Annotated in this window: 23 protein-coding genes; 10 read left to right on the top strand and 13 right to left on the bottom strand. The window is 70.7% G+C overall.

What is annotated here, in order from left to right:
• Positions 1–8 precede the first annotated feature (8 nt).
• Positions 9–1,205, top strand: coding sequence for a dipeptidase (locus tag ACFWRT_RS20475; RefSeq protein ID WP_380954764.1), 1,197 nt, complete (start codon positions 9–11; stop codon positions 1,203–1,205).
• A 33-nt stretch (positions 1,206–1,238) separates the two neighbouring features.
• Here the strand turns inward: ACFWRT_RS20475 and ACFWRT_RS20470 are convergent, their stop codons facing one another.
• From ACFWRT_RS20470 to ACFWRT_RS20460, 3 genes are all read right to left on the bottom strand, one after another.
• Positions 1,239–2,417, bottom strand: coding sequence for a GDSL-type esterase/lipase family protein (locus ACFWRT_RS20470; protein ID WP_380954806.1), 1,179 nt, complete (start codon positions 2,415–2,417; stop codon positions 1,239–1,241).
• Positions 2,418–2,446: 29 nt separating this feature from the next.
• Positions 2,447–2,812, bottom strand: coding sequence for a VOC family protein (locus ACFWRT_RS20465; protein WP_380954766.1), 366 nt, complete (start codon positions 2,810–2,812; stop codon positions 2,447–2,449).
• 107 nt (positions 2,813–2,919) lie between these two features.
• Entirely contained in the window at positions 2,920–4,263 is a 1,344-nt protein-coding gene (locus tag ACFWRT_RS20460) for a UDP-glucose dehydrogenase family protein (protein WP_380954767.1), read from the bottom strand.
• 217 nt (positions 4,264–4,480) lie between these two features.
• Between ACFWRT_RS20460 and ACFWRT_RS20455 the strand changes: the two genes are divergently transcribed.
• Together ACFWRT_RS20455 and ACFWRT_RS20450 are read left to right on the top strand one after the other, a co-directional pair.
• Positions 4,481–5,638, top strand: a complete 1,158-nt coding sequence (locus ACFWRT_RS20455) for an acyl-CoA dehydrogenase (RefSeq protein ID WP_366391952.1) — start codon at positions 4,481–4,483, stop codon at positions 5,636–5,638.
• 81 nt (positions 5,639–5,719) lie between these two features.
• Positions 5,720–6,280: an SMI1/KNR4 family protein gene (locus tag ACFWRT_RS20450; protein WP_380954769.1), complete on the top strand. Its 561-nt coding sequence runs from the start codon at positions 5,720–5,722 to the stop codon at positions 6,278–6,280.
• Between the two features lie 21 nt (positions 6,281–6,301).
• Here ACFWRT_RS20450 and ACFWRT_RS20445 read toward each other — a convergent pair whose 3' ends face one another.
• The gene (locus tag ACFWRT_RS20445) at positions 6,302–6,874 is read right to left on the bottom strand and encodes a dihydrofolate reductase family protein (protein WP_380954770.1); all 573 of its coding nucleotides are present in this window, start codon (positions 6,872–6,874) and stop codon (positions 6,302–6,304) included.
• Positions 6,875–7,013: 139 nt separating this feature from the next.
• Between ACFWRT_RS20445 and ACFWRT_RS20440 the strand changes: the two genes are divergently transcribed.
• The gene (locus ACFWRT_RS20440; RefSeq protein ID WP_380954771.1) at positions 7,014–7,487 is read left to right on the top strand and encodes a hypothetical protein; all 474 of its coding nucleotides are present in this window, start codon (positions 7,014–7,016) and stop codon (positions 7,485–7,487) included.
• Positions 7,488–7,581: 94 nt separating this feature from the next.
• Here the strand turns inward: ACFWRT_RS20440 and ACFWRT_RS20435 are convergent, their stop codons facing one another.
• Positions 7,582–7,815 (bottom strand): superinfection immunity protein, encoded by a 234-nt coding sequence (locus ACFWRT_RS20435; RefSeq protein WP_380954772.1) that lies wholly within the window; start codon positions 7,813–7,815, stop codon positions 7,582–7,584.
• A 278-nt stretch (positions 7,816–8,093) separates the two neighbouring features.
• On the opposite strand from ACFWRT_RS20435, the gene ACFWRT_RS20430 reads away from it, so the two are divergent.
• Both ACFWRT_RS20430 and ACFWRT_RS20425 read left to right on the top strand, forming a co-directional pair.
• Positions 8,094–8,525, top strand: a complete 432-nt coding sequence (locus ACFWRT_RS20430) for a hypothetical protein (RefSeq protein WP_380954773.1) — start codon at positions 8,094–8,096, stop codon at positions 8,523–8,525.
• Positions 8,526–8,593: 68 nt separating this feature from the next.
• Complete coding sequence (locus ACFWRT_RS20425) at positions 8,594–9,217, top strand: hypothetical protein (RefSeq protein WP_380954775.1); 624 nt, start codon at positions 8,594–8,596, stop codon at positions 9,215–9,217.
• 144 nt (positions 9,218–9,361) lie between these two features.
• Here the strand turns inward: ACFWRT_RS20425 and ACFWRT_RS20420 are convergent, their stop codons facing one another.
• Together ACFWRT_RS20420 and ACFWRT_RS20415 are read right to left on the bottom strand one after the other, a co-directional pair.
• The gene (locus ACFWRT_RS20420) at positions 9,362–9,949 is read right to left on the bottom strand and encodes a Uma2 family endonuclease (RefSeq protein ID WP_018515561.1); all 588 of its coding nucleotides are present in this window, start codon (positions 9,947–9,949) and stop codon (positions 9,362–9,364) included.
• A gap of 52 nt (positions 9,950–10,001) precedes the next feature.
• A complete protein-coding gene (locus ACFWRT_RS20415; RefSeq protein WP_380954776.1) occupies positions 10,002–10,958 on the bottom strand; it encodes a hypothetical protein in 957 nt (318 codons plus the stop codon).
• A gap of 464 nt (positions 10,959–11,422) precedes the next feature.
• Between ACFWRT_RS20415 and ACFWRT_RS20410 the strand changes: the two genes are divergently transcribed.
• Entirely contained in the window at positions 11,423–12,496 is a 1,074-nt protein-coding gene (locus ACFWRT_RS20410; RefSeq protein ID WP_380954777.1) for a DUF5954 family protein, read from the top strand.
• A gap of 88 nt (positions 12,497–12,584) precedes the next feature.
• Here ACFWRT_RS20410 and ACFWRT_RS20405 read toward each other — a convergent pair whose 3' ends face one another.
• Positions 12,585–13,934, bottom strand: coding sequence for an LCP family protein (locus ACFWRT_RS20405; protein ID WP_380954778.1), 1,350 nt, complete (start codon positions 13,932–13,934; stop codon positions 12,585–12,587).
• 117 nt (positions 13,935–14,051) lie between these two features.
• Here ACFWRT_RS20405 and ACFWRT_RS20400 point away from each other — a divergent pair, with 117 nt between their 5' ends.
• Positions 14,052–14,609, top strand: coding sequence for an acyl-CoA thioesterase (locus ACFWRT_RS20400; RefSeq protein ID WP_015608950.1), 558 nt, complete (start codon positions 14,052–14,054; stop codon positions 14,607–14,609).
• A 105-nt stretch (positions 14,610–14,714) separates the two neighbouring features.
• On the opposite strand, the gene ACFWRT_RS20395 is transcribed toward ACFWRT_RS20400, so the two are convergent.
• Positions 14,715–16,253, bottom strand: coding sequence for an LCP family protein (locus tag ACFWRT_RS20395; RefSeq protein WP_463288372.1), 1,539 nt, complete (start codon positions 16,251–16,253; stop codon positions 14,715–14,717).
• A 226-nt stretch (positions 16,254–16,479) separates the two neighbouring features.
• Here ACFWRT_RS20395 and ACFWRT_RS20390 point away from each other — a divergent pair, with 226 nt between their 5' ends.
• Positions 16,480–17,559, top strand: a complete 1,080-nt coding sequence (locus tag ACFWRT_RS20390; RefSeq protein WP_380954779.1) for a glycosyltransferase family 2 protein — start codon at positions 16,480–16,482, stop codon at positions 17,557–17,559.
• Positions 17,560–17,650: 91 nt separating this feature from the next.
• On the opposite strand, the gene ACFWRT_RS20385 is transcribed toward ACFWRT_RS20390, so the two are convergent.
• The 4 genes from ACFWRT_RS20385 to ACFWRT_RS20370 form a co-directional block, all read right to left on the bottom strand.
• Entirely contained in the window at positions 17,651–19,366 is a 1,716-nt protein-coding gene (locus ACFWRT_RS20385) for an LCP family protein (protein ID WP_380954781.1), read from the bottom strand.
• Positions 19,367–19,421: 55 nt separating this feature from the next.
• Complete coding sequence (locus tag ACFWRT_RS20380; RefSeq protein WP_380954810.1) at positions 19,422–20,960, bottom strand: LCP family protein; 1,539 nt, start codon at positions 20,958–20,960, stop codon at positions 19,422–19,424.
• Positions 20,961–21,385: 425 nt separating this feature from the next.
• Complete coding sequence (locus ACFWRT_RS20375; RefSeq protein WP_380954783.1) at positions 21,386–22,813, bottom strand: LCP family protein; 1,428 nt, start codon at positions 22,811–22,813, stop codon at positions 21,386–21,388.
• Between the two features lie 175 nt (positions 22,814–22,988).
• On the bottom strand, positions 22,989–23,741 hold the full coding sequence (locus ACFWRT_RS20370; RefSeq protein WP_380954784.1) for a TIGR03089 family protein: 753 nt from the start codon (positions 23,739–23,741) through the stop codon (positions 22,989–22,991).
• Between the two features lie 137 nt (positions 23,742–23,878).
• Here ACFWRT_RS20370 and ACFWRT_RS20365 point away from each other — a divergent pair, with 137 nt between their 5' ends.
• Positions 23,879–25,498, top strand: coding sequence for an N-acetylmuramoyl-L-alanine amidase (locus ACFWRT_RS20365; protein ID WP_380954785.1), 1,620 nt, complete (start codon positions 23,879–23,881; stop codon positions 25,496–25,498).
• The last annotated feature ends 67 nt before the right edge of the window (positions 25,499–25,565 follow it).

The raw sequence follows: 25,565 nt of genomic DNA, 5'->3' as shown, positions 1-25,565 counted from the left end.
CGGTTTCCATGGATCACCTCGCCCGCGCCCACGAGCTCCTCGCCGCCCATCCGATCGTCGACGGCCACAACGACCTCCCCTGGGCCCTGCGTGAGCAGGTCGGCTACGACCTGGACGCCCGGGACATCGCCGCCGACCAGCGCGGCCTGCTCCACACCGACCTGGCGCGGCTGCGGGCCGGCGGGGTCGGCGGCCAGTTCTGGTCGGTGTACGTACGCACCGACCTGACCGGCGACGCGGCGGTCAGCGCCACGCTGGAGCAGATCGACGTCGTCGCCGAGCTGATCGCCCGCTACCCCACCCACCTGCGCCGCGCGCTCACCGCCGACGACCTGGAGAAGGCCCGCGCCGAGGGCCGGATCGCCTCCCTGATGGGCGCCGAGGGCGGCCACTCCATCAACAACTCGCTGGGCACCCTGCGCGCCCTGCACGAGCTGGGCGTCCGCTATATGACGCTCACCCACAACGACAACATCGACTGGGCCGACAGCGCGACCGACCTGCGCCGCCTCGGCGGCCTCTCCGCCTTCGGCCACGAGGTCGTCCGCGAGATGAACCGCATCGGCATGCTGGTCGACCTCAGCCACGTGGCGGACGGCGTCATGCGCGACGCGATCGCCACCAGCACCGCGCCGGTGATCTTCTCGCACTCCTCGGCCCGCGCCGTCTGCGACCACCCGCGCAACATCCCCGACGACGTGCTGGCGGCGCTCCCGGCCAACGGCGGGGTCGCGATGGCGACGTTCGTGCCGAAGTTCGTGCTGCCCGCCGCCGTGGCCTGGACCCAGGCCGCCGACCGCAACATGCGTGAGCACGGCCTGCACCACCTGGACACCACCCCGCAGGCGATGCGCATCCACGAGGACTTCGAGGCGGCCCACCCCCGCCCGCAGGCCACCGTGGCGACCATCGCGGACCACCTGGACCACATGCGCGCGGTCGCGGGCGTCGACCACATCGGCATCGGCGGCGACTACGACGGCACGGCGTTCACGCCGTACGGCCTGGAGGACGTCTCCGGCTACCCGAACCTGATCGCCGAGCTGCTCCGCCGTCACTGGTCCGAGAGCGACCTCGCCAAGCTGACCTGGCAGAACGCCGTACGGGTGCTGCGCGACGCGGAAGCCGTGGCCCGCGACGAGCAGGCCACACGGGGCCCGTCCCACGCGACGATCGAGGAGCTGGACGGGCGGCGGATCCGCTAGTTCAGCTGTCGCGCGTCCGGGGCGGCGCCTGCGCTAGCGGGTGCCGGCGAACGGTCCCCCCGGGCCGAAGGCGTACGCCCCGAAGCGCTCGCCCATGCGGCGGTGCGCGGCGGGGCAAGGGTGGAGCCGGTCGGGCAGCGGCAGCTCGGCGGAGTCGGCCTCGCCGTACAGGGTGAGGCCGTCCAGGTAGGACAGCGCCGGATCGTCGCCCGCCCGCTCCGCCACGATCCGGGCGAGCTCCTCCCGTACGGTCCGCAGGGTCAGCTTGCCCAGGGCCGCCTCCGACGGGTCGCCCAACGCGGCGAACTCCACCCGCCCGTCCTCGATGTCGGGGGCGGCGGGCCCCGGAGTGTCCTCCTGGGCGGGGCAGAGGATGGGCGAGACGACCAGCAGGGGCGTGGTCGGGTGCCCTTCCCGGATGGTGTCGAGGAACCCGTGCACGGCTGGCCCGAAGGCGCGCAGCCGCATCAGGTCGCGGTTCACGACGTTGATGCCGATCTTGACGCTGATCAGGTCGGCCGGGGTGTCCCGCAGGGCGCGCGCGGTGAACGGATCGAGGAGCGCGCTGCCGCCGAGCCCCAGATTGATCAGCTCCACGCCCCCCGCCGCTGCCGCCAGCGCCGGCCAGGCGGTGGCGGAGCTGTCGGCGGCCGACCCCTGGCTGATCGAACTCCCGTGGTGCAGCCACACCCGCCGCCCGCCCGGCTCCACCGCCGCGACGGGGGCGTCGGTGCGCAGGGCGATCAGCTCGGTGGCCTCGGTGTACGGGAGCCAGATCTCGACGGTCTTCTCCCGCCCGGGCAGCCCGTCGAACCGGACGGTGCCGGCCTGCCCCGGGAACGTCTCCTGAGAGCCGTCGCCGAGGTCCACCATCAGCACATCGCCCCCGCTCGCCGTGGCCCGCCCGGCCGGCTCCCCGTCGAGGTGGAGGTCGTACGCCCCGTCCGGGCGGGGGGAGACACCCCGGTAGGCCACGACCGTGCGCAGGACGTCCAGCTCGACGGCGGTGGCCCGGGTGCGGAACACGATCCGTACGCCGGAGGGCTGGGCCTCCGCCTGGGCCACCTGTTCGTCACCGCCGAACTGCGCCCGTGCGCGGGCGGGCAGCCGGTGCGGGAGGAGGCCGCCGCGCGCGGTGCGCTCCAGGTCGAGCGCGCCGCGCACGAGGGCGTCGGTGAGGGGGGTGGTGATCCAGCCGGGGGAGTCGTCCATGGTTTCCAGCCTGTCCACCGAGGCACGATCTAGCAGGCGCAGAGACAGAACGGATGCCCGGCCGGATCGGCGTACACCCGGAAGGGCCGCTCCCGGTCCTCCGTGTCCAGCGGCCGGGCCCCCAGCGCCAGCACCTCCCGCTCCGCCGCGTCCAGATCCTCCACGGCCAGGTCCAGGTGGAACTGCTGGGAGCCGTCGGTCCGGGGCCACCGCGGCGGTACGAAACCGGGCGCGGCCTGGAACGCCAGCGGTGTGCCCGGGGCGTCCACGAGGTCGACCCAGCGACTGTCGCTGTCGCCCTTGATCGTGCCGTCGATGACGGCGGCGTAGAAGCGGGCGAGCGCGAGGGGGTCGGGGCAGTCCAGTACGACGGCGCCGAGTGTGGCGATGGGCATGACGCATACCTCCCGGTGGATACCGCCTTGTTGCTGTACGGGGAGACGCTTACCCCGTACCGCCGCCGGGAGTGCGGCCGTTCAGGCGGCTGGCCCAGGCGGCCGGCTCAGGCCTTCGGTCGCCCCATCGCCCGGTACGTCCACCCGGCCTCGCGCCACACCGCGCTGTCCAGGGCGTTCCGCCCGTCCAGGATGATCCGGCGGGACACCGCCTCGCCCAGCTCCGCCGGGTCCAGCTCGCGGAACTCGCGCCACTCCGTCAGGTGCAGCACCACGTCCGCGCCGCGTACGGCCTCCAGCGCGGAGTCGGCGTAACCGAGCGTCGGGAACAGCCGCCGGGCGTTCTCCATGCCCTTCGGATCGAAGACGGTCACCTGGCCGCCCTGGAGGTGGATCTGCCCGGCGACGTTGAGCGCGGGGGAGTCGCGTACGTCGTCGGAGTCCGGCTTGAACGCGGCGCCCAGCACGCCCACCCGGGTGCCGAGGAACGAGCCGCCGCCCACCGCCTCCCGAGCCAGCTCGACCATGTGGCCGCGGCGGCGCATGTTGATGGAGTCGACCTCGCGGAGGAAGGTGAGGGCCTGGTCGGCGCCCAGCTCACCGGCGCGCGCCATGAAGGCCCGGATGTCCTTGGGCAGGCAGCCGCCGCCGAAGCCGATCCCGGCCCGCAGGAACTTCTTCCCGATGCGCTCGTCGTGCCCGATGGCCTCGGCGAGCTTCACGACGTCGCCGTCGGCTGCCTCGCAGACCTCGGCCATGGCGTTGATGAAGGAGATCTTGGTGGCGAGGAAGGAGTTGGCGGAGGTCTTCACCAGCTCGGCGGTCGGGAAGTCCGTCACCACGAAGGGGGAGCCCTCCGCGACCGGCCCGGCGTACACCTCGCGGAGCAGCTTCTCGGCCCACTCGCTCTCCACGCCGACCACGATCCGGTCGGGGTGCAGGGTGTCGTTGACGGCGAAGCCCTCGCGCAGGAACTCCGGGTTCCAGGCCAGCTCGGCGTCCGCGCCCGCCGGGGCCAGCTCCGCGAGGCGGGCGGCGAGGCGGGCGGCGGAGCCGACGGGGACGGTGGACTTGCCGACGACCAGGACGGGCCGGGTGAGATGCGGGGCGAGCGCATCGAAGGCACTGTCCACATAACTCATGTCACAGGCGTACTCGCCGTGCTTCTGCGGAGTGTTCACGCAGACGAAGTGGACGTCACCGAACTCCCCGACCTCCTCCCAGGAGGTGGTGAAGCGCAGCCGCCCGGTCGACCCGGGGATACCGTCGACATGCCGCTGAAGCATCTCCTCAAGCCCCGGCTCGTACATCGGCACGCGCCCGGTGGAGAGCAGCTCGATCTTCTCCGGTACGACGTCGAGCCCGAGGACCTCGAATCCCAGCTCGGCCATGGCGGCGGCATGGGTGGCGCCGAGATAGCCGGTGCCGATCACAGTGATCCTGAGGGCCATGGGTGCTCCTGGGAGGTACGGACGGACGTGCGAACCGAGCATAGTCGCGGCGGGTGACCCCACCTTTCCCCACCCGATCCGCCGTATGTCTTCCGATACCTCCCGCTCTGCCCGACCCCTGTCACGAAGCTCACGTGGCACTCACGTATGCCGTCCCGGGGCTTCCGCACTAAAATTGAGTTACTTAACGGTAGTTAGCATCTGGGGAGTGAGCGTCTTGGCGGGTTCGACCGATTTCGACCTGTACCGTCCGGCCGAGGAGCACGACATGCTCCGCGAGACCATCCGCGCGCTCGCCGAGACGAAGATCGCCCCCTTCGCCGCCGCGGTCGACGAGGAGAGCCGCTTCCCGCAGGAGGCGCTGGACGCCCTGGTCGCCTCGGACCTGCACGCCGTCCACGTCCCGGAGGAGTACGGCGGGGCCGGCGCCGACGCGCTCGCCACGGTCATCGTGATCGAGGAGGTGGCCCGCGCCTGCGCCTCCTCCTCCCTGATCCCGGCCGTCAACAAGCTCGGCTCCCTCCCGGTGATCCTTTCCGGCTCCGAGGAGCTGAAGCGGAAATACCTGGGCCCGCTGGCCAAGGGCGACGCGATGTTCTCGTACGCGCTCTCCGAGCCGGACGCGGGCTCGGACGCGGCGGGCATGAAGACCAAGGCCGTCCGCGACGGCGACTTCTGGGTCCTCAACGGCGTGAAGCGCTGGATCACCAACGCGGGCGTCTCCGAGTACTACACGGTCATGGCGGTCACCGACCCCACCAAGCGCTCCAAGGGCATCTCCGCCTTCGTCGTCGAGAAGTCCGACGAGGGCGTCTCCTTCGGCGCCCCGGAGAAGAAGCTCGGCATCAAGGGCTCCCCGACCCGCGAGGTCTACCTCGACAACGTCCGCATCCCCGCCGACCGCATGATCGGCGAGGAGGGTACGGGCTTCGCCACAGCGATGAAGACCCTGGACCACACCCGCATCACCATCGCGGCCCAGGCCCTCGGCATCGCCCAGGGCGCGCTGGACTACGCCAAGGGGTACGTCCAGGAGCGCAAGCAGTTCGGCAAGCCGATCGCGGACTTCCAGGGCATCCAGTTCATGCTCGCCGACATGGCGATGAAGCTGGAGGCGGCCCGCCAGCTCACCTACTCGGCCGCCGCCAAGTCCGAGCGCGTCGACGGCGACCTGACCTTCTTCGGCGCCGCGGCCAAGTGCTTCGCCTCCGACGTGGCCATGGAGGTCACCACGGACGCGGTCCAGCTCCTCGGCGGCTACGGCTACACGCGGGACTACCCGGTCGAGCGCATGATGCGCGACGCCAAGATCACCCAGATCTACGAGGGCACGAACCAGGTCCAGCGCATCGTGATGGCGCGCAACCTGCCGTAACACCCGCCCGTGCGACGACGGCCCCCGGCGCACGATGCCGGGGCCGTCCGCATGTCAGTGGCCTCTGACAGCATCGCGGGCATGACCGACACCGATGACCTCGTGCAACGCGTCGCCCTCCGGGCCGCATCGGACGCGGACGACCTTCCCGCGCCTGTCGACGACGCCCGGATCGCGGAGGCCGAGGCGCAACTCGGCTTCCCGCTGCATCCCCTCCTCGCGCGCCTGTACGGCGAGGTCGCCGACGGCGGCTTCGGCCCCGACTACCGACTGCTGCCCCTGCTCGGTCCAGGCTCCAGCGTCGTCGGCGAATACCTGGAGCGGCGTCAGGCATCCGTCGGAGTGGAGCACCCCGAGTGGCCCGCAGGCGTCGTACCGATCCTGACCTGGGGCTGTGCCATGTACGCCGGCGTCGACTGTTTCAGTGAGGACGGCCAGGTCCTGCTCTTCGAGCCGAACCCGTACGGCGGCGGGTCATGGGAGCCGTGCTGGTTCCTCGACGCCGCCGGTCTCGCGGAGTGGCTGGAGACCTGGCTCGCGGGGACGGGCTGGTTCGAGGAGGACGCCTACGGCAGCGAGGACGTGGCCGAGCCCCAGCCGTGGGACCAGGCCGCGGACCGACTGTCCGCCGGCACAGGGTGAGTACCGGCGCCCGGCGGCGCGTCAGCGCACCACGTCGAACACGTTCTTCTGGATGCCGTTCGCATACGCCTCGTACTCGACCAGCTTCAGCTTCTGGGCGTCCTTGTCGCTCGCGCTGAACAGCCGCTTGCCCGCGCCCAGCAGGAGCGGGAAGACGAGCAGGTGGTAGCGGTCGATCAGCCCGGCGTCGGACAGGCTCCGGTTCAGGGCGGCGCTGCCGTGGATGATGATCGGCCCGCCCTCGGTCTCCTTGAGGGCGGCGACCTCGTCGGCCGACCGCAGGATCGTGGTGTCGCCCCAGTCGGAGACCAGGTCGTCCTCCTTGAGCGTGGTGGAGACAACGTACTTCGGCATCACCTTGTACTGCCCGAACTCCTCCATCGCGGGCCACACCGGGCTGAACGCCTCGTAGCTGGCCCGCCCCATCATCAGGGCCCCGGCCTCCTCCTGCTCCCGGCCCTTGATCTCGTACGCCTCCGGGAGGAACTCCATGTCCTTGAAGGTCCATCCCGAGTTCCGGTAGCCGGGCTCGCCGCCCGGGGCCTCCACGACGCCGTCGAGGGAGACGAAGGCGGTGCTGATCAGAGTGCGCATCGGGGGCTCCTGGATTTCTCGTACGGGCGCTTCATGTGAGCATCGGCTCTTACGGACGTACTGACCGCGCACCCCGCCGAAACTCATCGGTCCAGCCAGTCCCATCCCTCCGGATCCACGGCCGGTACCCTCCCACCCCATGACCGAACTCGACAGGCTCACCGCCCTCTTCCGCGCCCTGGGAGCGGACGGCGACGACGCGCCGGACTGGGCCGAGTCCGAGGCCGAGGAGGGGCTGCCGCAGCTCGCCCGCTACCGCCTCCTGCGGACGGTGTGGCAGGACGTGGACGCCTGGACCACGGAGGCACCCCGCTGGGTGGCCGCCTACCGCAGCGACGGCGTCGCCGCCGGGGCCGTCGACCGCGCCCTCGCGGCCGGGCTCACCCCGGAGGATCTCGGCGAGCTGGCCCGCGAGGTGGCCCGGGAGACGGCGTTCGGGGTGCTGTACGCCCTGGCCGACCCGGCGGACGGGTCGCTGCCCGCCGAGGTGGAGGAGCAGTTGCCGGGCTGGCGGCTGGCGGAGCTGGACCCGGCGGGCGAACCGACGGGCCGTCACCTCGACGCCCTGCACGAGGACTTCGCCGGCCTCGAACCGAAGGGGGTCGTGCCGTAGCCTCTGCTCCCGGTGCGGCCGCTTGCCGTTGCGTATCCGCGGGCCCGGCGACCGATCCGACATCCGCAGCCGTGAGCCTGGGCCTGCCAGTTCTTCAGACCGCGTTGTCGGCCCGGAGCATGTTCTCCGTGGAGCGGGTGCGCATGGTCATGGCCATGTACAGGGCTACGAACCACAGCAGGCCGGTGGGACCCGCGATCACGTTCACCAGGACGACCAGCCACAGACGTTCGACCTTCCTGCGGTAGGCGATCACGGACGGCGTGACGAGGACGACGAGTACCGCTGCGATAACCAGCAGTTCGAGGGGACCTATGTTCGAAAGCACCTGGTCAGCCTAGCCGCTGACTCTCATATCGGCGCCGAGAGCCTTCTCGTCCGCCCTCGCTTTCGGCGGCCCATTACCTCTGCGCCGACGGCGGCTCGGTCTGTCTCGGTCTGTCCGTCACCGGCGCATCAGGGACACCGACGGCGGCTGCGGTCATCGCTCGTCGTGCGCCCGAGAGTTGCGCCCACGCGCCGCCTTGTACGACTGCCTCCCCATCATGGCGGACGGACAGCCTGGGGAGCCCGTCGTTCGTGCACGGCTGACCCCAGGGAGCCGCCATGTTCCGGTACGCGTCCGCACCCCGTCTTCGCATGGCCGCCGTCGCCGCGTCTCTGACCGCGACCGTGGTGGTGACCGCGCCCGCCGCCGGCGCCGCGCCCGCCGCCGTACAGGGCACCAAGTCCGTGCAGTTGCAGTGGGCCTCGGCATGGCCGGCCGATCCGCCGTTCCACAGCGGCGTCCTGACCGTCGGCGGCGTGTACACGTGTACCGAACCGGCCGGAACCAGCGTGGCCGTCTCCTTCAACGCCCTCCAGGTCGTGCCCCTGGCCATGCCCTCTGGCTCCGGCACCCTGCCCTGCGGGCCGGGAGTGATCGACGCGCCATGGGAACTGGCCAGCTTCCCCAATGCGGACGTGCACAGCGGCTGGACCAACGTCCTGCTCACCTTCGACGGGCAGGGCCTGCCTGCCCAGGAGTTCACCGCCTGAGACGTGGGTCCCGGCCGTGGGGAACCGCCGTGGGGAACCACGGACTCGGGGCCCAACGTCCCCCGTACATGCTGATCTTCCTGGGGATACTCTTCGCCGTCGCGCCCGCCGTCGTCTGGATGACGCTCGCCCGCACCCGTCCCATCGGTCTGGCGATCGGCGGGACGCTGCTCGCCGGAGCCGGTCTGCTGATCGGTGTCCAGCGCGGCTGGATCGAAGCCCCCAGACCCGACGCCCATCTCCTGTTCACGGCTCTCGCGCCCCTGGTCATCGCCTGCGGCGTGGGACTGGAAGGACGGCACGGGAACCCCCCACCCCCGCGATGGACCTTCCGCCGCAACGGAGCGATCGGCTTCCTGGGGACCCAGTTCGCCCTCACCCTCGCGGTCGGCCTCGTGTACGCGCTGCTGCTCAGCGAGGGCTCGGACGCCCCGCCGTCCAAGGCCCTCCCCTCATTGCCGCCGGGCATCAGCGTCACCGACGAGGGCATCGGCTGCGGTTCCGGCGGCTGCTATCGCGAGGCGACGGTCATCAGCGAGGACGGCCTGTCCCGCACGGAGATCATCCGCGAACTGGGCCTCCAGCAGGAGAGCTGCCGCCCCAGCGGCTGGCTGCTCGACTGGCGAGACGTCTGCGTCGGAGTCGAGGACCACGGCAAGAACGTCACCGTCTACGCCACCTGGGGATACTGAGAGGCTGCGCGGCAGAGGGACGAAGGCGCTGGGCAGCAGAAGCAGCACTCCGAGGCAGAGCACCAGCGCGGCCACTCCGTGGACGTCACCGCGGAACCTCCGGGCAGCGTGGGCCCGGGCGGGGGGCGGCGCGGGGTATCGGCCTCAGACGTAACGCGGGAGGCCGTCCGTCGAGATCGTCCACTCGGCGATCGTGACGTCCTCGCCGTACAGGAAGTCCTTACGGGTCGCATAGCGCGGCCCGCCCGGCGTCCGGTGGATGTCGGAGAGAACGGCCCCGGAGCCGGTGCGCGGGTCGAAGATCGCGTAGACCGGAATGCCCAGGAGTGGGTAGTCCCGCATCTTGCTCACCCAGTCGTTCTCCGGGTTGGACCGGGAGACGACCTCGATCACGGCGATGAGGGTGCGCGGGTCGAAGGCACCCTCACCCTCCATATCGGCCACCGCGATGACCATGACGTCGGGGTGACGCATGATCCCTTCGGCTTCCACCTCCACATCCGGGGTCCCCGTATGCGCGAGGACATCGTCCGGCATTTCCTTCTCCAGGCGGCGACTCACCTGGGCTGCGGTGAGTTCGTGGGGGCGTCCCGGGGACATCATGTCGTGCACGATCCCTTCCTGGGTGATCTCGAATTTGCCAGGAAGCGTGTCGTCGGCGCTCGCGACGAACTCCCGCATGGCCTGGTAGAGGTGGGCGTCACGCCGTGCGTCGTCCGGGGCGATGGTCATCGTGCCCACTCCTCGTCGTCGGTGCCCAGGGGCAAGAGTCGTCCCCTTCATGCTAGGCCGCCGCCTCCGCCAGGTCGCTCCGGCAGCCCCGGCAGTGGCCCGGCTCCCTGGAGCGGAACGCGCGGTCGCAGCCGTCGCAGTTCTGGAGGGGGATCACGAGCGGGCGACGGACGGGCGGGGCCAGCTCCTCGGCGCCGGGGAGCGGCGGGGGCAGCAGTACGGTGAGGCGGTGCCTGACGATCTTCGCCGGGTACTTGGGCGGCTTCGGCAGGTCGGTCGTCAGGGCGTGGCGGATGGCGTCGGGGCGTACCTCCCGCTCCAGCCAGGCGGCCACCCCCGGGATCAGCTCCTCGACGTCGGCCTCGGAGAGCACCAGCTCCTCCGCGTGATTCCGCAGGTCGGCGAGGATCGCGGAGGCGGTCTGCCGCAGCTCCGGGGTGAGTTCGCGGGGCCGGGGGAGCGGCGGGCGCGGCGGCTTGGGCGCGGTGCGCGGCGGTACGCGGACCGGGGGGCGGGATTCCGGTACGGGATCGGGTTCGGGCGCAGGTGGCGGCGCGGGCGCCTCTTCCGGCACCGCGGGCGCCTCCTCCGGCACCGCAGGCGGCACCTTCGGCGCCACCACCACCCTCCCGGCCCGCTCCAGCGCCCCCGGCTGGTTGCAGAACACCGTGCGGGTGGCCATCCGGCCGTTGGCCAGCCGTACATGCGCCCGGCGCAGGTAACCGTGGGCCTCCAGCTCACGCAGAGCGGCGGCGATCCTCATCTCGCCCTCGGCGAAGCGGGCGGTGAGCGCCTTGATGCCGACCAGGGAGCCGGCGGGCAGCGACTGGATGTGGACGCCGATGCCGATCGCGACGAGGGAGAGCTCGGCGTGCTGCGCGAGGTGGTTGCCGACGATCGTGAACCGGCTGGTGTGCGGGATCGCGATGTGGATCACGCCGAAGGCCGGAAGGGGACCGGGAAGATCGGCCAGGGCGCGGGTGAGGGCGATATTGTGCTGGGTAGCCATGGGGAAGATGTGCTGCTTCCTTGGTGGTCAGGTCCTCGTTCGGGATTGCCGTCCCGGCGGGGGCCGTCTCATGTCTGGTGTTGTGGTCAGCGTGAGCATATGCCTGCCAACCCGTACGAAATCCAGCTCAGTTGGCGAATCTCACCCGTGTGGGTGACCAGCCACTCCCGCAGATGACCACCGGGATCGGGTGGGGTGGGGTTGGGTTATTTCTCTTAGTTCTTTACGTAGTTGATGTCGTGGCTCACCACGTCGCGGCGGGCCACGATCCGGTGGCCCCTCACCGGATCGTGACGCGCAACGCCCCGGCCTGAGCTGCGATTTCGGGTGGATTTCCAACGCTCCGAACGCGCCCGGCCCCCTCCGCGGGCGGCCGGGCGCGCTCATGTCCGTCAACTTCACTCCCGTACGGCCTTTGTGGCGGAAACCCTGACACCGGCAGCCCCCTTCGGCACACTGAGTGCATGGACCATCACCCGGGGAAGTCGCCGGACCACCTCACCATCAACGTCACGCACCGGGACGACCCGGTCTTCGAGGTCACTCAGGCGGACGCGTTCGCCTCGGTGCGCAAGTATCCGAACATCGTGGTCCGGGGGCCGTTGTTCGGGCTCGCCGCGCAGGGGCAAGGGGAGCGGCCGCGCTGGCGGTTGCTCGGGGAGCTAGACACCGGGTTCCCGCAGATGGCCCGCGACGAGCTGAACTCGCACCTCTGGTTCAAGGCCAAGGACCACACCGAGGACCGGGCCGTGCGGCGGTCGCTGCTGAAGGCGGTGGCCCGGCTGGAGAAGGACCCGGTCAACGAGGTGACGGCGGACGGGGTGCGCTACCGCGTGGTGCGGGCCGACGAGTTCGCCCGGATCGGTGACTCGCGCCTGGAGCCGCCCCGGGCCACCGACCCGGACGAGGACGGCTGGGACCTGGACGCGCCCGACCCCTCCCGCACCAAGGGGTTCGTGGTCGACCACGCCGCCGCCGTCGGGCTGGCCGAGGGGATCGACCGGGCCGGGCTGCTCCAGCTCTCGTACACCGCCAGCCGCTTCCCCGACGACGTACGGGCCGATTCCCAGCGGGCGTTGACCACCCACCCGGGCGTCGTGATCCTCCCGACGACGTTCCGGGTGGTGGAGCGGAAGGAGCTGTCCTGGTCGATGGTGACCGGGCAGTACGCGACCCCGCAGGGCGCCCGCCGCGCCCTCGTCCACCACCTCACCCGGCCCGTGCCGAAGCTCCCGGACCTGCCGGACATGCCGGAGCTGCCCGACTGGATGAAGGTGGACGAGAAGGAGCAGGCGATCCACGACCGGGCCGCGAAGAAGTTCATGGCGCGCCGCAGGCCCAACGAACTCATGGTGCGGGGGCGGCGGTACGAGGTCGTGCGGGTGGAGCGCGTGATGCGCATCGGGCCCGACGGGCCGGAGAAGCCGCGCCCGTCCGACACGGACGACTACGGCCCCTCGCAGATCCATCCCCTCATGGACGAGGAAGGGAACATCACCTACGGATCGGAGGCATCGGACTCTTCGGAGCCCTCGTAGCTCTCGTTGCCCACACAGGCCGAGGCCCCCCGCAACATCCTTGCGGGGGGCTTCAGTTGTCCCGGTCGTCCCGGTTGCCACGGCTGCCTCAGTTGCCCTTGACCGTGACCTTCTCGTCGTTCTTCAGTTGCTGCACGAGCTGCTTCACCTTCGCCTTGTCCCAGACCAGGTTGCCGCCGGAGCTGCCGGAGATCGGCATGTTCATCGACGTACCGTCGCCGCCCGTGACGCCCTTCATCGCGAAGAACATGTTGGCCAGCGACCAGAGCGACATGTCCTTGTCCACGATCAGGGTGTCCAGGCCCGCGCCCATCGTCGGGTAGAGCTTGAACGGGTTGAGGATGGTGGACGGGGTCGCCGTCTGGCTCGCCAGCGCCGCGAGGAACTTCTGCTGGTTCTTCGTGCGGTCCAGGTCGCTGCCCGCGAACGCGTACCGGGTGCGGACGAAGGCCAGGGACTGCTCGCCGTTCAGGGTCTGCTTGCCGGCCTTGAAGTCGGCGCCGGACTTCTTGTCCTTGAACGCCTTCGGGATGTCCATCTCGACCCCGCCGATCGCGTCCACGATCTGCGCGAAGCCGCCGAAGCCGATCTCGACGTAGTGGTCGATGCGCAGCCCGGTGTTGAACTCGACGGTGCGCACGAGGAGTTCGGGTCCGTCCTCGGCGTACGCGGCGTTCAGCTTCACCTGGCGGCCGGCGCCCGGGAACATCTTGCCGGACTCGGACCCCTTGAAGGAGGGGATCTCCACCTGGGAGTCGCGCGGCAGCGAGATCAGCGTCGGGCCGTTGGAGCCGTCGTGCAGGATCATCATCGAGTCGGTGCGCTTGCCCTCGGCGGAACCGGTGCGCAGCCGCTTCTTGTCCTCGGCCGTCATGCCCTCACGGCTGTCGGAGCCGACGATCAGGTAGTTCGTGCCGTCGCCCGCTTCCGGCCGCTCGATGACCTTGGCGAGGTCGACCTCGCGCTTCAGCTTGCCGTCGGCCCAGAAGTACGTGGAGACGGAGACCACGAGGAGCACGACGACCAGGGTCAGCGCGCCGAGCTTGATCCGGCGGCGCCAGTCGACCGGCGGGCGGCCCTGGACGTAACCCGCGTCACCACCGCCACGGCCACCGCCACGGCCACCGCCACGGCCACCGCCACGGCCACCGCCACGGCCGCCTCCGCGACCGTCGCCGCCCGCGCCACCGCCGTAGACCTGGCCGGTGTTGTAGCCGCTGTCGTAGCCGGGCTCGGGGCTGTTGCCGTAACCGGGCTGCCCGCCCTGGTAGCGGTCGTCGTACCCCTGGCTCTGCGGGGGCACCGTCGGCCTCTGCGGCGGAGCCGGGCGGCGCTGGATGTGAGGCATCGCCTGGGCGCTCTCGGGCTGGGGGCTGGCACTGCCCCGCCCGTAGCGCTCGCTGCGGTCGCCGGTCCGTCGATCGGGCCAATCGTTCATCCGCACAGTGTGCCGCGCGGACCCACAGCTATTACAGGGTGTAAGGGAAATCGCACCAGGGCTGTTGCGAAGCTGATGCATTCTGCGGGATCCGGCCCCCCGCATAAGGTGGACTGTATGACAGATCAGGCCACCCGCTCGGAGCGCTCGGAAGAAGAGATTCCGGGCAAGCCCACCGCCGCGTCCCGCACCACCCTCAGCCACATCATGACCGGCAGCGACACCAACCTCCTGGGTACGGTGCACGGTGGCGTGATCATGAAACTGGTCGACGACGCGGCGGGCGCCGTGGCCGGACGGCACTCCGGCGGGCCGGCCGTGACCGCGTCGATGGACGAGATGGTGTTCCTGGAGCCGGTCAGGGTGGGTGACCTCGTTCACGTACGCGCCCAGGTGAACTGGACCGGCCGCTCCTCGATGGAGGTCGGCGTCCGCGTGATGGCCGAGCGCTGGAACGAGTCGACCCCCGCCCAGCAGGTCGGCAGCGCCTATCTGGTCTTCGCCGCCGTCGACGGGGACGGCAAGCCGCGCCGCGTACCGCCGGTGGTCCCCGAGACCGAGCGCGACAAGCGGCGCTACCAGGAGGCGCAGATCCGGCGCACCCACCGCCTCGCGCGCCGCCGGGCGATCAAGGAGCTGCGGGAGAAGCGCGTGGCCGACGGCATCGACGACTGAGAGCCGCCGCGTACGCAGGGGCTACGGGCAGACCACCTCGTCGCCCCGCCGCGTACGAAGGGGCTACGGGCAGATCGCCCGGTCGCCCCGCCGCGTACGCAGGCCCTACGGGCACACCACCGCGTCACCCGTCACCGTGGCGAACTCGCCCGTCTGCTGTGTCTCCGCCCGCACCGGCCGCACCTTCGTGAAGTCCGAGCCGGCCGTCACCTCCATCGTGGCGCCCTGCCCCTTCACCGCCTTCAGCTCGCTCCCGGGCAACGCGGCGGCCAGCGACTTCGCCGACCGGTCCCAGCGCGGGTCGTACGTCACGAGCGTCCGCGCCAGGTCGCGGAGCTTGCCGTTGAGCGGGGCGTCGGTGGTGTTGAAGCCGGTCGCGCGCAAGCCGGCGTCCACGTCCTTGCCGAGGCCGTCCTTGGGGGTGCCGTTGTAGACCTGTACCCGGATCTGCTCCGGTGCCACGTCCACCAGGGTCGCCTGGGCCTTCTTCGGAGCGCCCGCCGACGGCTTCGGCTTCGCCGGGGCCAGCGGCTTGTCCTCGCGCAGCGCCTCGAACAGCTTCTTCGACTTCGCCGCGTCCCACTGGACCGTGGAGCCGATGCCCTTGACCGGGAAGCTCGGATTCCCGATGGGTACGGAGGTGAACTCCGACGACGCCGGGCTGAAGTCCTTCATCGCCGTGCCGAGCGCCAGCATCTGCTCCGTACCGAACCCCTCGTCGGCCCGGACCGACCCCAGCACCGACGCGGACACCTGCTGGAACCGCACCGGGTTCAGCAGCACCCCGTTGCTCGTCGCCTGCTTGATCAGCGCCGCCATGAACTTCTGCTGGCGCTGCATCCGGCCCAGGTCGGAGCCCACGTCCACATGGCGGGAGCGTACGTACTGGAGCGCCCTGCCACCGTCGAGCTGATGCGTACCGGCGGACAGGTCGAGACCGGTGTACGAGTCCTTCATCGGCCGGGCCGTGCAGATCTGCACCCCGCCCACCGCGTCGACCGTCTTCATGAAGCTGGTGAAGTCGACCTCCAGGTAGTGGTCGACCTTGACGCCGGTCATGTGCTCGACCGTCCGCACGGTCAGCGTCGGCCCGCCCTCCGCGTAGGCGGCGTTCAGCTTCACCGGGTGGCTGTTGTGCTTCTTGCCGGTGGTGCGGTCGGTGTGGGCGGGGATCTCCGCGTAACTGTCCCGGGGGAGGCTCACGACGCTCGCCCGCTGCTTGTCGGCCGAGAGGTGGACCAGCATGATCGTGTCGGTGCAGTGGCAGGGCGCGCCGCCCAGCTTGTACTTCTGCTTCTCCGCCTTGGTGATGGTGTCCCGGCCGTCGGTGCCCACGAGCAGCAGATTGGTCCCCTGCCCGGACTGGGGGCGGTTCTTCATGTCCTTGAACGGGTCGACCCGGCCGATCCCGCCCTCCAGGCCGCTCACCAGGGCGTGACCGATGCCGCCCGCGCCCAGCACCAGCACCGAGAGCCCGGTGGCGACCCGCATGCCCCAGCGCGGCCGCTCGTCCTGCTTCCGGGAGCGGACCGGCCGCTCGTCCTGCTTCCGGGGCCGGATTGGCCGTCCGTCCTGCGAGGGGCGGCGGCGCGGGGGAGCGGTACGGGGCCGGGACGGGCGCTGCGGCGGGCGGGGAGCGGTCACGGGCGGAGACACCTCCGGGTGGTCACGGCGGGGAGACACCTCCGTGGTGCGAGGGGACCATCGCACGGTAGGCCCATACGATCTCCGACCCGGTCCGCCACCGGGCGGCGCGCGCACCGGTGTCCCCCATTCGCGGTAACGTGGCGGCCGAATAACGCCCCCTCCCGGGGTGCCCGCCTCCTGGGCGCGGAACCCCTGGCGCCCCCGAGGACCCCCTGAGGACCACATGTCTGCCGCGCAGTACCCCGCCGTCTCCGTGATCATGCCGGTGCTCAACGAGGAACGCCATCTCAGGAACTCGGTCCGGCACATCCTGGAGCAGGAGTACGCCGGTGAGATGGAGGTCGTCATCGCGCTCGGCCCCTCCACCGACCGCACGGACGAGATCGCCGCCCAGTTGGTCGCCGAGGACCCCCGGGTCCACACGGTCCCCAACCCCACCGGCCGCACCCCCGCCGCCCTCAACGCGGCGATCAAGGCGTCCCGCCACCCCGTCGTCGTCCGCGTCGACGGCCACGGCATGCTCTCCCCGAACTACATCGCGACCGCCGTCCGCCTCCTGGAGGAGACCGGCGCGCAGAACGTCGGCGGCATCATGCACGCCGAGGGCGAGAACGCCTGGGAGGACGCCGTCGCCGCCGCGATGACCTCGAAGATCGGCGTCGGCAACGCGGCCTTCCACACCGGCGGCCAGGCGGGCCCGGCCGAGACGGTGTACCTGGGCGTCTTCCGGCGCGAGGCGCTGGAGCGGGCCGAGGGCTACAACGTGGAGTTCATCCGCGCCCAGGACTGGGAGCTGAACTTCCGGATCCGCGAGGCCGGCGGGCTGATCTGGTTCTCGCCCGAGCTGAAGGTCCAGTACCGCCCGCGCCCCTCGGTGAAGGCGCTCGCCAAGCAGTACAAGGACTACGGCCGCTGGCGCCACGTCGTCGCCCGCTACCACGCGGGCTCCATCAACCTCCGCTACCTGGCCCCGCCGACCGCCGTCGTCGCCATCGCGGCGGGCCTGGTGCTCGGCGCGACCGTCACCCCGTGGGCGCTGCTCGTCCCCGGCGGCTACCTGGCCGCGATCACCGCCGGGTCGCTCCCCGCCGGCAAGGGGCTCCCGCTGAAGGCCCGCGCGCAGATCCCGGTGGCGCTGGCGACCATGCACATGTGCTGGGGCTTCGGCTTCCTCACCAGCCCGCGCTCCCTGGCGAAGCGGGTCATCGCGAGCCGCCGCCCGTCGCTCGCGGACAGCAGTAGCAGTAACAGCAGTAACAGCAGTATCAGCAGTAACAGCAGTAGCAGCAGCGAGACGGTCTGATCCGCCGCCCGGTCCCGTACGCGAAGGGCCCCACCGGTACCGACCGGCGGGGCCCTTCGCGTACGCGCTCTCCGCTACCGGACCACCGAGGTCACCACGTGTACTTCGGGTCGACCTTCATGCAGCCCTCTTCCTCGCCGTTCTGCGCGCCCGCCGACTCCGGGGTCTTCTCCGTGCCCTTGGAGACGGGATAGGCCCCCTCCTCGCGCCAGTCGGCGCCCACGGCCAGTGAGATGCCCGAGACGTCGGTCGACCGCTTCACCTGCGAGAGCGGGACCCCGAGCGCCTTGGCGACCGCCTGGGCGTCGCCCTCCAGGTCAGCGCTCGGATACAGGATCGAGGTCCGCGTCGATCCCGCCACGTTGTCCGGGTCGACGGCGGCCTTCGCGAAGCCCGCCTCCTTGAGCTGCTTCTCCACGTCACCCGCCCGCCCCGAGACCGGCCCCAGGGCGTCGGTGGCGGTCCCGTTCCGTACGGCCACGGCGATCTCACCGACCGGCGCCGACGGGTCCTTCGGCTCCACCTTCTTCCGCTTGGACGCCTTGCCGTCCAGCGGCATGTCCTCGCGGACCATCCGGAAGAGCTGCTCCGCGTCGCCCGCCTTCGGGTACACGCGGCCCGCGTTGACGCCGGTGCCGTACACGTTCGGCATGGTCGACATCGTGATGCGCTTCGTCGGGACCTTCTTCAGCTCCTCGGCCAGGTCGTAGAGCTTCTTGACCGTGTCGAGCCCCTTGTCGACCGTCAGCGCGGTGGTCGCCGCCTCGGCCAGGTTCATCAGCTTCGCCGGGTCGGTGAGCTTGGTGCCCTTGCGCAGTTGGCGCACCATCGAGTTCATGTACTGGTGCTGGGCCTTGGCCCGGGCCAGGTCGCTGCCGTCCTCGAAGCCGTACCGGGTGCGCAGCCACTGGAGGGCCTGCTCGCCCTGGACCGAGGTGGTACCCGCTTCCAGCTTCAGCCCGGAGCCGCCGCGGCCGCCCGCGCCGCGTGAGTAGATGTTGGCGTCCACACAGACCGGGACGCCGCCGATCGCGTCGGCCATCGAGACCACACCGGCGAAGTCGATCATCATGAAGTGGTCGATCCGGATGCCGGTCAGCTCGTACCAGGCGGCCACCGTGCAGCCCGGACCACCGCGGCGCAGGCTCTGGTTGGTCTGCACGTCCACCGTGCTGGCCGCGAAGACCTCGCCGTCCGGGGCCGTGCACTTGGGCATCTTCAGCATGGTGTCGCGCGGCATGCTGACCACGGAGAGGTTGGAGCGGTCCGCGGAGAGGTGGAGCAGCATCTGCACATCGGCGAGCGGAGGGGAACCGAAGGTCTCCTTCGCGCCGCCCAGCTTCTGGTTCGCCGCGGAGTCCCGGGCGTCGGAGCCGATGAGCAGGATGTTGAGCGGGGTCTGCCCGGCGGCGTTGGCCTTGTGGTCGGCCATCCGCTTGTCGCCGAGGGTCAGATCCTCTTTCCTGATGTTGCCGTTGAGGTGCTCGTAGTAGAGGTAGCCGGCCCCACCGGCGCCGAGTATCAGCAGCGCGAGTACGGCGGAACCCCAGCGCAGGACCCGCCGTTTGCCGCTCTTGGGGGCGCGGCGGCCGCTGCGGCCGCTCCGGCCCTTGCTGTTCCTGCCCCGCGCCCCGGCCCGACGGCCAGGTCCGCCCGCGCCGTTGTCACCGCTCGCGCGGCCGTCACCGCCGCCGTCCCCGTCCCCGTTCTCGTACGGGCTCTCGCCCCCACCGGGCCGGTCCGCGTGGCGTACGCGTGACCGTGTCCCCTCCCCGTGCGTACTGCTCCGTCCCACCGGACCCCCCATGCTGTTCAGATTTCCGCGGATGACGCGGATGACGCGGTGATGCGGTGACTCGGTGTCACTTGGCGCAGACCGCCTTGTCCGCGCTCGACTTCTCGACGTCCGCCGGAATCTTCGCCGGTCCCGTGATGGGTATCCCCGCGCCCTTGAAGTCCGCCCCCAGCGTCAGCACCATCGCCTCCAGCCCTTCGGCGTCGGCGGTGCCCTGCTTCATGGCCGCGGCGGGCAGGCCCATCATCTCGGCGAGCGCGCGGGCCTGGTCGGCCTGGTTGGGCGCGTACTCCAGCGTCGTCTTCTTGATCTTCTCCGGGGCGTTGGCCTTGTTCGTGGACTTCAGCACGCCCTGCTGGTTCTGCAGCCAGGTGACGGTCGCGCCGGCCGCACCGGAGATCTCCCCGCCGTTGAGGACGTCCACGCGTACGTCGGCGGGCGCGGCCTTCGGGCCCTTGAGGAGGGCCGCCTGCTTGCCCTTGGCGGCCTTCTCCTTCTGCTTCACCTCGGTCAGCGAGGTGTCGGAGCGCAGCATCGCGAAGAGCTGCTCACCCTTGACCGGGTCGACGACCACGGTGACGGGGCTCGGCTCGGCCGGGTTGTCGATGACCGGCATCGTCAGGAAGGTGATGTTCTTCGTGTCGACCTTGCCGATCTCCTGGGCCAGCGTCATCAGCTTCTTCGCGTCGCCGATGGCCGTGTCGACCGTCAGCGCGTTGGTGGCCGCGTCGGCGAGCGTGTAGAGCTTCTTCGGGTTGGTCAGGGTGTCGCTCGACTTCATCTCGCGGATCATCGAGGCGAGGAACTGCTGCTGCACCTTGATCCGGTCGAGGTCGCTCTCGTTGCCGAAGCTGTGCCGGGTACGCAGCAGGGCGAGGGCCATCTCGCCCTGCACCTCCGACTTGCCCTCGGGCAGTTTCAGGTGCGACTTCGGGTCGTCGACCGGCTTCGCCATGCAGACCTCGACGCCGCCCACCGCCGTGGTGAGCTCCTTGACCGCGTTGAAGTCGACCATCATGAAGTGGTCGGGCTTGACGCCGGTGATGTTCTCGACCGTCTTCATGGTGCAGCCGGGGTTACGGCCGCTCTGGCCGAGGCTGGTGTTGAAGCGTTCGTCCGGGGTGCCGGGGATGGTCGTGGAGGTGCCGTCCGCTGCCTTCGTCTCGCACTCGGGGATCTCGGTCTTCAGGTCGCGCGGGATGCTCATCGCCGTCGCGTTGGTCCGGTCCTCGGAGACGTGGAACAGGATGGTGGTGTCGGCGTGGCCCGCGCTGCCCTTGTCGCCGTACCCCTCGTTGCCCTTGCCGGTGCGCTTGTCGGTGCCGATGATCAGGATGTTCATCGGGCCTTCGCTGACGACGTTCTTGCTTCCCTGGTCGCCGATGTCGATGGCGTCGATGTTCCCGTTGAGCTTCTCGTACAGGATGTACGCGCCCACCGCGGTGGTGGCGACGAGGAACGCCGTCACCCCGCCCGTCCACATCAGCGCCTTCTTGCGGCGCGCCTTCGGAGCCTTGCGCTTACGGCGCCCCGCGCCACCGGCCGCCGAAGCCTCCGCGCCGCGCCCGCCGTTCTGGGAGGACCGGCGGCTGCGCTGGCCGGGCACCTCGCGGCGGGGGCTCTCGGAGGAGCCGGTACGCGTGTCGCCGCGGCGGCCGGAATCCTCGGCGGTGGCGGTACGCGCGGCGGACGGCGACTCCCCTGCGGATCGGTCCAGTCGCAGTTCGTAATTGCCGGTGTGCGGGTTGAGTACCCACTGGTCTGCGGGGTCGATATCGTCCGCCCGCCCACGGCTTTGCGCATCCACGGTTGCTTGAGTCCTCCGTCGGTGCCACGCGAGGCGCCTTCCCCCGGCAAGGCGCTCGTTCCTTCGCTCCGGCGGTGCGTGGCCTGAAGGCCGGAAACACCGGATCGCGTCACACTATCCGCCCGGTTCGTAAAGGAGCGACGTGCGTGACCCACACCACGCCCCTTACAACCGGTCATTCTCCCCATTAAGTGCTGATTGCCTTCTATGTCTTGGTGATTGCTTTACTGCTTACACAGGTCGTCCGCGGCGCTCGAACCCGAATAGGTGGGTGTGGGGGTCGGGCTTTCGGAATCGGAGCCGGTGTCGTCCGGCTTCTCGTCCTGGGCCTTCTCCTTCTCCTTCTCCTTGAGCTCGTCCGCCGGAACCACCGCCACGGGCTTGTCCTCGCGCAGTTGCTTGAAGAGTTCGCTCGCGTCCGGTTCGACGAGTTCGTCCCGGTTCGTGTTCTGGCGGTACGGCTGCCGGGGCACGGTCAGGAACTGCACCTGCTCGGTCGGCACGTCGCGCATGCTCCGCACCAGGTCGTACAGGTCCCGCAGCGAGTTCAGGCCCGGGTCGGTCGTCAGCGACTTGGTCGCCGCGTCCAGGACCGGGTAGAGCCGCGTCGGGTTGAGCAGGACGCCGTTGCTCTGCATCTTGTTGACCAGGGCGCCGAGGAACTTCTGCTGGCGCTCCATCCGTTCGGTGTCGCTGCCGTCGCCGAGGGTCTTGCGCGCCCGTACGTAGCCGAGCGCCTCCTCGCCGTTCAGCGTCTGCCGCCCCGCCGGGAGCTCCAGGCGCGCGTCCTTGTCGTCGATCGGCTCCTTGAGGCAGATCTCGACGCCGTCCACGGCGTCGACCATGTCCTTGAACCCGTTGAAGTCGACAACCATGTGGTGGTCGATCCGGATGCCGGTCAGCCGCTCCACCGTACGGATCGTGCAGGCGGTGCCGCCGAGCTCGAACGCCGAGTTGAACTGGGTGAACTGCTCCCGGGTCTCCTTGTCGTCCCCGGTGCGGCACTTAGGGACCTCCACCATCAGGTCGCGGGGGAGTGAGACCGCGGTCGCGCTCTTCCGGTCCGCCGCGAGGTGCAGCAGGATCGTGGTGTCGGAGCGCTGGCTGCCGCCGTCGTCACGGCCGTACTTCTTGTTGTCGCCGGACCGGCTGTCCGACCCGATGAGCAGGATGTTCTGGGCATCCATGACGACCGGGGTGGGCCGCTCCTTCTCGTAGACCTTCAGCTCGGCGGCGGCGCTGGTGTCGGTGGTGATGTTGCCGTCGAGCTTCTTGTACAGCCACCAGCCCGCCCCCGCGGAGATCATCACGAGGAACGAGGCACCGAGGGCGGCCCAGCGCAGCCAGGGCCGCTTCCGAGGGGAGGCGCTGCCGTCCTTGGGGTGGCCGGCCCAGGTCTGGACGCCGGGGGTGTCGGCGGCCTGGTCCTTGACCCGTGGGGCGTCGGCGGCGTCGTGCTTGTCTTCGCCCTTGTCCTCGCCCTTGTCCTCGTCGCCGGAGTCCTGAGAGGTGTCGTCCTCGGGTACGGGCTCGGGCTCGTCCTGGGAGTCCGTGGCCCCCGGCTCTTCCTGCGACCTGCCCTGCGGCGTCTCCCCGGCCGGGTGGTCCGGGTCGGCCGGCGTGCCAGCACTGTCGGTCACGTCTGCGTCCATCCTTCACGGTCGGCGGCGCGATGGGCCGCCGGTCGCAGGAGTAGACGGCTGAACCTCACGCTTGGTTGTGCACTACGGGAGAGTGGTCTGTACCGCCGATCATCTACCCCCGTCGTCGATCGTTACCGGGGGCTCGGCCCGCGGTGGGCCGGACGAGTGCACCTCACGGCGCTTGTCATACCGCCGTGTTGGTGACCCGCTCGCTCTCGACCCGCTTGGCCAGGCCCTCCGCACCGAGCTGCCCGAGGTGGCGGCAGAGGACCACGGACCCCCCGGAGGCCAGGGGCGCGAAGAGACCGGTGCTCAGTCCCTCCCAGGTGTCGTACGTGTGCCCGGTCAGCAGCCGGGACCCCGGTACGAGCCCGAGGGCCTCGGCGTCCTCGCGGGCCTTCGCGACGAGTTGCGCACCGGTCAGCTCGACCCCGCCCACGGCCAGCGCCGGAGCCCGAGGGTCCACCGGGGCGAAGGGGACGAAGCGGTCGCCCTGGCTCGGCACCTCCACCGCGTAGTCGGCGAAGCCCTCGGGCGGCTGCGGGAACCGGCCGCCCAGCGGACGCAGGGCCAGCGCGACCCGCTCCCCGCGGCAGGCCCGGGCCCGCTCCAGCGTGTCCGGCCCGCTCACCACGAGGTCGGCGGCGGCCGGATCGCCCTGGACGTCGGCGACGACCCCGGCCGAGGAGCAGGCGAGCAGCCAGACCGCGGACTGCCAGTGCGCGGGAAGGAGCAGGGCGAGCCGGTCACCGGGCTCGGCGGCGAGGTCGCTCTGGATCAGGTTGGCGGTCTTGGCCACCCAATTGGCGAAGGTGGCCACCGACAGTTCGACGCGTTCTCCGGTGGCGTCGTCGTAGAAGGTGACCAGGGGGCGGGCCGGGTCCGCGGCGAGGGCGGATCGCAGCAGGTCGGCGGCGGTACGGTCGCTGGAGTTCATCCGCGCAAGCGTACGCGGGGAGGCGGTGCGGGGCGGGCTGAACGGGTGTCACGTACACCGGTTCGGCAGACAGGGCATCAGATGTGGCTCTCCGTCCGGGTAGCCGGAGTTGTCCGGTTATGGCCAATATCATGCTTATGCGTGCACTACTGGTCACCTCAGTCGGCGTCACCTGTGCAGCGGCCCTCACTCTGCCGCTCGCCACCCCCGCGGCCTCCGCCCCCGCGCCCCACTCCGCCTCGGCCCGGCCTCCCTCCATGTCCCCGGATTCCCCGGAGTCACCGGGTGCGGGCCCGCCCTCGGCACAGGCCGAAGCGACGACAAGGGAAGCCGAAGCCCCCGACACCTCTGACACCTCCGCAACGGAACCCCGCATCGCCGAGTCCACCGCATCCGCTGCCGAACCGGCCGGCTCGACCCAGTCACTGCCCCTGGCCCCCCTCGCCACCCCCTCGAACCGGGTCGCCGGAGCACCGGCGGCCCAAGGCCTGCCCCAGCGCGACGCCCGCCCCTTCTCCCTGGTCGGCGTGGTCTGGGACGACGCCGAGGCCGAACTGCACGGCACGGTCCAGGTCCGGACCCGCGCCACCGGCACCACGCGCTGGTCCGACTGGCAGGACGTCGAGACGCACAACGCCGAGCACGCCGCCGACCTCGGCAGCGCCGAGCGCGAAGGCCGTACGGTGCGGGGCGCGACGGCCCCGCTCTGGGTCGGCGACTCGGACGGCGTGGAGGTACGCGTACATCCGGAAGCCCCGGAGTCCGGGGAGGCCTCGCAGGACCGCGCCGCCGCCTCCGTACCGCTGCCGGAAGGCATGCGCCTGGAGCTGGTCGATCCCGGAGAAGGCCCAGGAGAAGGCCCAGGGCAAGGCCCCGGAGAAGGCCCCGCCGCGAGCCCCGGAGAAGGCTCAGGCGAGGGCGCGGCCCCGGAGCCCGCCCGAGGCGCCCCAGCAGGCCGGGCGGCGGCCGTCCCCGCCCGCTTCGCCGACACCCCGGCGACCGCCGCCGTCCTGCCGGAGGTCCTGACGGCCGAGATCGCCGCGGCCTCGGCGGTCAACGCGGAACTCGCGGAGCTCGGCGCGACCGTCATCCCCGCCCTCTCCCGGGCGGAGACGCTGGAGTCGGTGACCCTGGCACCCGGCGCGAAGCCGTACATCGGTCCCCGGCCGGGCATCGTCACGCGCAAGGGCTGGGGGGCCGACGAGAAGCTGCGCGAGAAGAACTTCGCGTACACGAAGACGGTCAAGGCGGCCTTCGTGCACCACAGCGCGACCGGCAACAACTACACCTGCAAGCAGGCCCCCTCGGTGCTGCGCGGCATCTACCGCTACCACGTCAAGAGCAGCGGCTGGCGCGACTTCGGCTACAACTTCGCCGTCGACAAGTGCGGAAACATCTACGAGGGCCGGGCCGGAGGCGTCACGAAGGCGGTCCTCGGAGCGCACACCCTGGGTTTCAACACGAACACCATGGGCATCGCGGTCCTCGGCTCCTACGCCTCCGCCAACCCGCCCGCCGCCGCGGTGACCGCCGTCTCCAAGCTCACGGCCTGGAAGCTCGGCCTGTTCGGCCGCAACCCCAAGGGAAAGATCACCCTTGTCTCCGGCGGCAGCAACAAGTACAAGGCCGGCGTCAAGGTCAAGATGAACGTGATCTCGGGCCATCGGGACGGGTTCGCAACCGAATGTCCCGGAGCGCGTCTTTACAAGAAGCTCGGCAAGGCCCGGACCACCTCCGCGAAACTGCAGGGCCGCTGACCGGTGCATGTCGGACCGGTCTGCTTAGACTGGCCAGCCATATCCAGGCCAGGCCACCCGCAGGAAG

It is taken from the genome of Streptomyces cyaneofuscatus, from assembly GCF_042718795.1.
Classification (GTDB): domain Bacteria; phylum Actinomycetota; class Actinomycetes; order Streptomycetales; family Streptomycetaceae; genus Streptomyces; species Streptomyces cyaneofuscatus_A.
This window is presented reverse-complemented; position numbering and strand designations above follow the sequence as displayed.